General features: G+C 69.3%; 8 protein-coding genes and 1 pseudogene. 2 read left to right on the top strand and 7 right to left on the bottom strand.

The genetic code is table 11. The features are described from left to right. Positions 1-611: 611 nt before the first annotated feature. Complete coding sequence (locus ABZ260_RS41970; RefSeq protein ID WP_355628926.1) at positions 612-1,247, bottom strand: response regulator transcription factor; 636 nt, start codon at positions 1,245-1,247, stop codon at positions 612-614. Further along, the gene (locus ABZ260_RS41965) at positions 1,244-2,425 is read right to left on the bottom strand and encodes a histidine kinase (protein WP_355628923.1); all 1,182 of its coding nucleotides are present in this window, start codon (positions 2,423-2,425) and stop codon (positions 1,244-1,246) included. The genes ABZ260_RS41970 and ABZ260_RS41965 overlap by 4 nt, the downstream gene beginning before the upstream one ends. Positions 2,426-2,535: 110 nt before the next feature. Here ABZ260_RS41965 and ABZ260_RS41960 point away from each other — a divergent pair. Further along, positions 2,536-3,195 (top strand): annotated as a pseudogene (locus ABZ260_RS41960) (ATP-binding cassette domain-containing protein); the annotation flags it as partial. A gap of 35 nt (positions 3,196-3,230) precedes the next feature. Continuing rightward, a complete protein-coding gene (locus ABZ260_RS41955) occupies positions 3,231-4,019 on the top strand; it encodes a hypothetical protein (protein ID WP_355628920.1) in 789 nt (262 codons plus the stop codon). Between the two features lie 54 nt (positions 4,020-4,073). Here ABZ260_RS41955 and ABZ260_RS41950 read toward each other — a convergent pair whose 3' ends face one another. The 5 genes from ABZ260_RS41950 to ABZ260_RS41930 form a co-directional block, all read right to left on the bottom strand. Continuing rightward, a complete protein-coding gene (locus ABZ260_RS41950) occupies positions 4,074-4,640 on the bottom strand; it encodes an SET domain-containing protein-lysine N-methyltransferase (RefSeq protein ID WP_355628918.1) in 567 nt (188 codons plus the stop codon). 60 nt (positions 4,641-4,700) lie between these two features. After that, positions 4,701-5,228 carry a YetF domain-containing protein gene (locus ABZ260_RS41945; protein WP_355628916.1) on the bottom strand — a complete coding sequence of 176 codons (528 nt, stop codon included), beginning with the start codon at positions 5,226-5,228 and terminating at the stop codon, positions 4,701-4,703. A 9-nt stretch (positions 5,229-5,237) separates the two neighbouring features. After that, positions 5,238-5,492, bottom strand: coding sequence for a hypothetical protein (locus ABZ260_RS41940; protein ID WP_355628913.1), 255 nt, complete (start codon positions 5,490-5,492; stop codon positions 5,238-5,240). A 418-nt stretch (positions 5,493-5,910) separates the two neighbouring features. After that, positions 5,911-6,525, bottom strand: coding sequence for a hypothetical protein (locus ABZ260_RS41935; protein ID WP_355628910.1), 615 nt, complete (start codon positions 6,523-6,525; stop codon positions 5,911-5,913). After that, positions 6,522-7,739, bottom strand: a 1,218-nt coding sequence (locus ABZ260_RS41930) for a molybdopterin-dependent oxidoreductase (protein ID WP_355628907.1), incomplete at its 5' end; no start/stop codon positions are given. The genes ABZ260_RS41935 and ABZ260_RS41930, both read right to left, overlap by 4 nt.

The following is a 7,739-nucleotide window of genomic DNA, read 5'->3' as shown; positions in this document are numbered from 1 at the left end:
CTGCCCGACTGGAAGGCGCAGCTCTTCCACACCGACCCCAAGGGACTTCTCGGGGACATGCAGAATCGCCAGACGGTCTCCGACTTCTGGCGGGTCAACCACGGCTGACCTGGTGAGCGGGGGAAACCCCGGCACGCAGGCTGTGTGCCCGAATGTCGGCCTCACCCAGCCCGGCCCGCCCTGCCACGCCGCCGACGATGTCGGCGATCCCTGGTCCGACAGGCGGCCGCCGACGTGACCGGAGCGAAAGACCCGCCGAAACACCGCGCCGGTGGTGATCCCCTTGGCGGCGAGCAGTCCGCTCCAGTCTCGCCACAGCCGGACCGGGCAGGTTAACCGGTGGCGGCCACGGGGGATCGCGACCAGGTGGCGAGGGCGCCCTGGTCGGTTTTGGAGCGGCGGACCATCACCTCCAGGCCGCTCTCGACCTCGATTACATCCTCCAGGTTCAGCGCCTGCAGTTCGCGGGGGCTGTAATCAACCTGGACAAACGGCGTTCCGGTCCGGGTTGCTGCAACCCCACCAACAGGCCTGACGCCGGAATCGGAGATCGAGCGGGTCAGGACAGGGTCGTTTTTTCTACAGTCCCAGACAGCACACCTAGGGCAGGGTTAGGGCACCAATCCCGCTTCGTAGGCGGCGATCACCAGGTGCACCCGGCTGCGCGCGCCGAGCTTGGCCAGCAGGTGGCCGACGTGTGTTTTCATCGTACCGTGGCTGAGGTAGAGCTCGGCGCCGATCTCCTGGTTGGACAGGCCTTTGGCGATCAGGATGAGCACCTCTCGCTCGCGGTCGGTGATCTGCAGATGCCGGGGTGGGGGCACGTGGGCCACGTAGCGTTCGATGAGCCGCCGGGTGACGGCGGGCGCGAGCAGCGACTCGCCTCCGGCGATCACGTGGATGGCCTGGAGCAGGTCAGGCGGCAGGGTGTCTTTGAGCAGAAAGCCCGCGGCGCCGGAGCGCAACGCGCCGTAGACGTACTCGTCCAGGTCGAATGTGGTCACGATGAGAACCCGAACCTCCGGCTGCGCAGAGCAGATCTGGCGGGTCGCCTCGATACCGTCCATGACAGGCATGCGCACGTCCATGAGCACCACGTCGGGCCGCTCGCGGCGGGTGATCTCCACCGCCTCCTTGCCGGTGGCCGCTTCCCCGACCGCGGACAGACCTGGCGCGCTGTCGACGAGCAGCCGGAAGCCCCCTCGGACCAGCGCCTCGTCGTCGGCTACCACCACCCGCGTGGTCATTGCTCCTCCGCCGACGCCGTGCGTCCCGGCGTCATCTGGCTCTGCGTCCGGTTCGGGCGCTCAGTCGCGTCCTGTGGTGGAAGCAAGGCGTACACGCGGAAGCCGTGGAGCGGCCGGGGCCCCGCCTCGAAGGCGCCGCCGAACATGCGTACCCGCTCCCGCAACCCGGCCAGCCCGTGGCCAGACGCCCCCGGCCCACCTCCCCGCCCATCGTCGACCACCTCCACCCGTGTGCCATCCACCTCCTGCGCCACTGTCACGCGGGAGTGACCGGCCCCGGCATGCTTGATCACGTTGGTCAGCGCTTCCTGGACGATTCGGTACACGGTCAGTCCCAGCTCATGTGGTACGTCACCGGTGACGGACAGGCTCACGTGAATCCCCGCCGCCCGCGTCCGCTCGACCAGCTCGGGGAGGTCGGACAGGGTGGGGGCGGGGGCGAGCGAGGCCTCGCCGTCCTCGCGCAGGACGCCCAGTACACGCCGGGTTTCCTGCAGCGCCGATCTGGTCGTCTCGCCGATGGAGTACAGCGCCCGGGACATCACCTCCGGCCTGCCCACGTGTTCGGCGACCCCCGCCTGCACGGCGATCGTGCTGAGGCTGTGCCCCACGATGTCGTGTAGTTCCCTGGCGATGCGCAGACGTTCCTCGGCCGCCCCCGTCCTGACACGCTCTTCGGCGTGCGCGGCCAGCCGCTCGATGTAGAGTCCGCGCTCGCGCATCATCAGCCCAGCTGCCCAGAACGCCACCAGCACCCCGCCCGCCAGCAAGGCTTGCATGACCATCGTGCGGTCGATCGGAGGCTGGAGCAGCGCGATCCCCGCCACCGCAAGCGCCATCGCCAGCGCGCCGCCCGCCCACCGGCCGCCGACCAACCGCCCGACCATGTAGAGGGCCATGGGCTGAGCCAAGAGCTCCGCTCCGGTTGGAATCAGTGCTTGCATCCATAGTGCGCAAGCGGCGACCAGGCAGAACACGCTGCGCGGCCAGATTCTCCGTACGGCCAGCGGCAATGTCGTGGCCAGCGCCGAGACGACACCCACCCATCCCGTGCCGTGGTACGTCACCAACGCCACGTAGGAAAGCCCCACCCCCACCGCCCACAGGCCGTCGAGCAGCACCCAGGTCCGGCAGGGTACCCGGCTGAGCAGCGGCGGGCGGATCTCGGTCGCAGGCACATCTTGACGGTAGACCGGTGGCCCGGGTCCGCGCATCGGACCAGAGTCCGATACCGCATCGGACCTGTGGCGGACGCGGAAACCGCGCCGAACGGAGGATCGTCGAAGGCATGATCGAAATTGCCGGTCTCACCAAATACTTCGGACGCGACCAGGCCGTGGATGACCTCTCCTTCGAGGTACACCCCGGCCGGGTCACCGGCTTCCTCGGGCCCAACGGGGCGGGGAAGACGACCACGATGCGGCTGATCGTCGGGCTCGAACGCCCCACGGCGGGGCGTGCCTTGGTCGACGGCCTGCCGTACCAGAAAATCGATAAGCCCCTCACCAGGGTCGGTGCGTTGCTCGACGCGACCGCGGTGCACGGCGGGCGCCGCGCCGACCAGCACCTGCGGTGGCTGGCCGCCTCCAACAGCCTGCCGCGCGACCGGATCGCACCCCTGCTCGAGCGGGTGGGGCTGGGCGGAGTGCGCAAGCGGATCGGGGTCTACTCCCTCGGCATGAAGCAGCGGCTCGGGATCGCGGCGGCGCTGCTGGGCGACCCCCCTGTGCTGATCTTGGACGAGCCTATCAACGGGCTCGACCCCGAGGGTGTCAAGTGGACGCGGGACCTGCTCAGGTCGCTGGCCGCCGAGGGACGCACGGTCCTGGTGTCGAGTCACCTGATGTCCGAGATGGCGATCACCGCCGACCATCTGATCGTTATCGCCCGCGGGCGGCTGGTGGCCGACGTGCCCACGGCCGAGTTCATCCGGCCTGGTACGTCGCTGGAGGACGTCTATCTCGAGGCTGTGGGAGGCATGTCATGAACGTGCTGGCTGCGGAGTGGCTGAAATTCCGGACGCTGCGCTCGACCCTGTGGGCCCTCGCGGCGAGCGTTGGCTGCGCGCTGGTCCTCACCGTGTCCACGGGGGTAACGAGCCTTTCAAGGCTCGACGCCGGCCACTCCGCCGACCAGGCCGGGCTGCGGGTGTGGGCGGTGGTCTTCGTCGGGGTGATGCTCTCGGCGCTGCTGATCGGCATGCTCGGCGTGATCACGATGACGGGCGAGCACGCGTCGGGGATGATCAGCCTGACCTACACCGCCATACCGTCACGCAGAGGCGTCCTCCTGGCCAAGGTGGTGGTGCTGGCCGGTGTGGCCCTGACTGCATTCGTGCTCATCGGGGCCATCGGCTACCTGTACGGCAGGCTGGTGGCCGCCCCGTTCCATCCGTCGTTCCTGCCCACGGGCGCCTGGCAGCGAATCGGTGCGGCGGCGCTCATGCTGCTGATGACCGCTCTCGTCGGCCTGGCGCTCGGCGCCCTGCTGCGCAGCGGAGCAGTTGCGGCCGTGGTGCTGATCGCAATCGTGTTCGTGCTGCCGGTGATCCTCATGGGTATTCCCGGCGGATCGGACGTCGGTAGGTTCCTGCCGCTGGTCGCCGGGATGCAGCTTCTCGATCAGTCCCCACAGGAGTACATGCCGACGGGAGCGGCGTTCGCGGTGTTGGCGGCCTGGGCGACGGTGCCGATCGGCACCGTGCTGGCAATTACTCCCGGACCGTGGAGACATCGTGCCACCGGGCCGGAGGCACTTGAAAGTGGACGGTGATCTCTACCACGGCATGATGCCTGCTGCGGCAATCCAGGACGACCGGTGCTCGGGTCATGACGCCCACCATCTGGTCGCCCCCGCGCGACAAGCAGGCCCACGCCGACTTCGCCATGCTCCAGGCGAGCACCTGATGCGTTCGAGTAGTGGCGGGCTCCAGTGAGTGCCGTAGGCGGACTGGAGCTGGGGCAGTTGCCAGTCGTTGCCGGTCACGGTGCGGCGGCAGCGGACCTTGCCGCAGCGGCAGGCCATCGACCATGTTGCAACGCCGGTGTGGGTGGCGTAGTCGATGGTCAGTTCATCGCCGGGGTTGATGTCGTGTCGTGCGATCACGGTGGTTGCGTCGCGGTGCCAGAGGTTCGGCTCGCAGGAGTGATTGCCATAGCGAACTGGATGGGCGGGATCGAGAAGCAGGTGAACGCTCTCCTCGACGGTCAGGCTGCTGTAGGGCGGTGTGAGGGTGGTCAGGGCCTCATCGTTGATCAGCTGTCCGCCGAGCCGCATGATCACCTCGTCTTGGCGGATCTGTTCGATGGCGAACAGGCCATTGCCGTGGATCGGCGAGGGGTTGGCCTTGGCGCTTGGGGTGAGCCAGCATTCGGTTGCGTAGGCCGTGCTCATCGTGGATGTTCTCTCCTTCCGGTCGTGTGCAGTCAATCCAAGGTTCGGCGGCGGCTGGTGCTACCCGTCGGCACCCGGTGGGGGCGTCGTGGCTACCGGGGCGGCCGGGGGATGCGGAAGGATGGAGACGGCGCCCTTGGCCTCGAAGATCGCGAGGTGGATGCCTGTCGGGTCGTGGTGCCCGTGCCGACGCAGCACGGCCTCGAGGTCGGCCTCGGTGAGCCCGCAGCGGCGTAGGTCGCGCCGGTTGACATGTCCGTCACGGATCAGGATCCGTAGCGGCGGGTCGATCAGGCGGCTGGCGACCGGCAGGAACCGCAGCCTGGTGACGGCCGAGTGGGCGACGAGCAGGGCCAGCAGCGCCGCGGCTCCCGTCAGCCACGAGGCGTCGGACGCGGTGGCCGTACGCCCGACGATGGCACCGACCGCGACGGCGGCGACCCAGTCGAACGGGGCGAACTCCGCCATCGTCCGGCGCTCGGTGAGCCGGAAGGCCACCACGGCGGTCAGGAACAACGCCAGCGCCTTGACCGCGGCATAGGCGGCACGGTGCCAGTCACCGATCAGGGCGTCGCCGAGGCCGTCCAAGGCGCCTCTTCAGCCGCCGACGGCGACGGCGTACGCCCCGGCGACCGTGTGCGAGCCCAGGACGACGAGCGGGCCGATGCCCCTCCGGGCGATACGCCGCCGCAGGTGAAACGACGGCCTGGCCGCGTGGACGCGAATGAGTGGCATGGCCCGCGCGGCCAGGTAGGTGCCGACCCTTCGCGCCCGCGACGGCACGCCCTTGCCTCGCACCGGCGGGAAGAGCGAGAACAGCGTCGACACGAAGGCGCTGTCGCTGAGGAACATGCCCGGCTTCGCCGTGACAGCGCGTTTCTCGGTGGGCTGGCGATCGGTCTGTCGCCGACCGTTTCCACGCGGGTGTTCCTCCACCGCCACCTCCGGTGCCCGTGGCCCGGAGCGCCGATCCCCACTGCCGTCGGTGGCACGGAGCCTTACCCTGACCCTCTGACCTGCTGTTCTGCCGCATCCACCGGGTGTGGTAACCAGGTGGATGCGACAACGATGTTCTGGTCGCCCAACCGTACCTGCTTCGTCTGCGCCGTTTCCCGGGATCCGGGCCGTGTCTCGCAGCGGGTCGACGCCGAGCGGCGCGGGTTCGCCCGCCAAGGCGCCCCGAAGTCCTTCGCGCGCTTGTCCGCCCGGGGTGAGTGTGTCGCCGCATCGGGACGGCCGGCGCAAACCGATCACGATCGAGTCGTACCGTTCACCGGACAGCACCCGGCCCGGGAGGCTCAGGAGGAGCACGTGGTTCGGATGGTCCAGGCGGGCCGGGGGTGCCTGACGGCCTGGGAGGGCCTGGCGGTCCGGAGGAGATCTTGTCTCGTACGGAGGGGGCTCTGTCTCGTCGCAGCCGGACGGCGTAGGCGATCGCCGATCCGGCGAAGAGCACACCGGTCACCAGCAGCCATCGTCCCAGGTACGGGCTCGTGTCCAATGCCACCGCCGCCCGGTAGGTGCGCGAGGATCCCCCGAGGATGAGGGGGAACCAGACGATCAGCAGGAGTCCGGACAGACCGCCCGGTACGCGCAGGTAGTTGGTCATCGGCGGCCACCGGACGCCGGGCCGTGGTCGGGGACGCCACCGGCGCGACCGCGCGGCGACGTCGGCGAGGGAGTAGAGGGGAAACAGCACGAGGTCGTGGACGATCGCGGCGCCGACGAACCACACCAGAAATCCCACCCAGATGCCCGCGACGACGACGCGGCTGGCGGCGTAACCGGCCAGCGCGAAGCAGGCGAGCAGCGCGAGCAGATGCAACGGGTCGGCGCCGTAGCGGGTGGTCGCCCGCCGGCGCAGGTCACGGACCCGGGACCTCATGAATCCGCCGGCAGGAAGTCGAGTTGACGCACCCACTTGGTGTTGTGCACACCGGGGGCGTTCGGGACCATGATCCGAGCCGGGAATCCGTGGTTGAGGGAGAGGTCGGCGCCGTTGACCCGCAGCGCCAGCAGGGAACGGGGATCGGCCACCTGCCGGGCACTCAGCGACGCGTGGCTGAACACGCCCCCCATCTGCAGGGACCGGACGAAGACGTCGACCCCGCTCACCGCCGCTCCGGCCAGCCGCGCCAGATCGGCCAGGCGAACGCCGGTCCACGTCTGCTCGGTCGACCACCCCTCCACGCAGGCGATCGGCAGCCGGTAGGTGTACAGCGGCATCGCCAGCAGGTCGGCGCGGGACAGTCGCACCGGGTGCGGCCCGATCAGCGTGAGCTGCCACTGCGGGCCCATCCCTGCCATGTCGACGCCCACGTCGGCCGCTGTTTTGTTCACCTGGAAGTCATTCGGTCCCGGGCCGTAGACGCGCCCGTGGGGGGCCAGCAGTGCGGTGCGCCGCAGCGGCCCGTCGATGGTCTGGCCGACGGACAGGCCGAACATCAGCATCGAGCCGCCGCCGACGAAGGCGAGCAGGCCGCGCCGGGACATGGTGGGTGCCGCTGGGTCGGGGGCGACCAGACCGTCGGGATCGGGCGGTTCGGGGTGGGTGTCGGCCAGGCCGGTGCGCAGCTCGCGGCGGAAGCCGCGTGATCGCAGCGCGCTGATCATCCGCGGCAGTTTGAAGGCGACATGGACCACGAACGCCGCCAGGAAGATCCAGGCACCGTACAGGTGCGCCGGGTAGAAGGAGAACGGGAACACGTAGAAGAGCTGGATGTTGAGGATGCCGGTGACGAACTCGAACACCGCCCCGCCGACCAAGAGCAGCAGGCTGGCCCGTTCCACCGCCTCGGCCGGGGAGCGGGCGGGCGGCCAGGCGAACAGTTTGTGGATGACCGACCACAGCTTGGCCAGCAGCACCGGCACCAGCGTCAGCCCGAGGATGACGTGCACTCCCTGGGTGAGCCGGTACAGCCACACCGGATGCGTGGGCCAGTCGAAGAGGTAGAAACCCAGCAGCCCCTTGCCGGGGGTTATGTCATTGCCCGGCAGCCGGGGATTGTAAGCGGCGTACGACAGCAGCCCTGTGATCGCGAGGATGGGGATGCCGACCAGCAGCACGATGCCGAACACCGAGGTCAGCCACGGGCCGCG

Source organism: Streptosporangium sp. NPDC006013 (genome assembly GCF_040614275.1).
In the GTDB taxonomy this organism is placed as follows: Bacteria; Actinomycetota; Actinomycetes; order Streptosporangiales; family Streptosporangiaceae; genus Streptosporangium.
The sequence above is the reverse complement of the archived record's forward strand: the minus strand, read 5'-3'. Positions and strand labels throughout refer to the sequence as shown.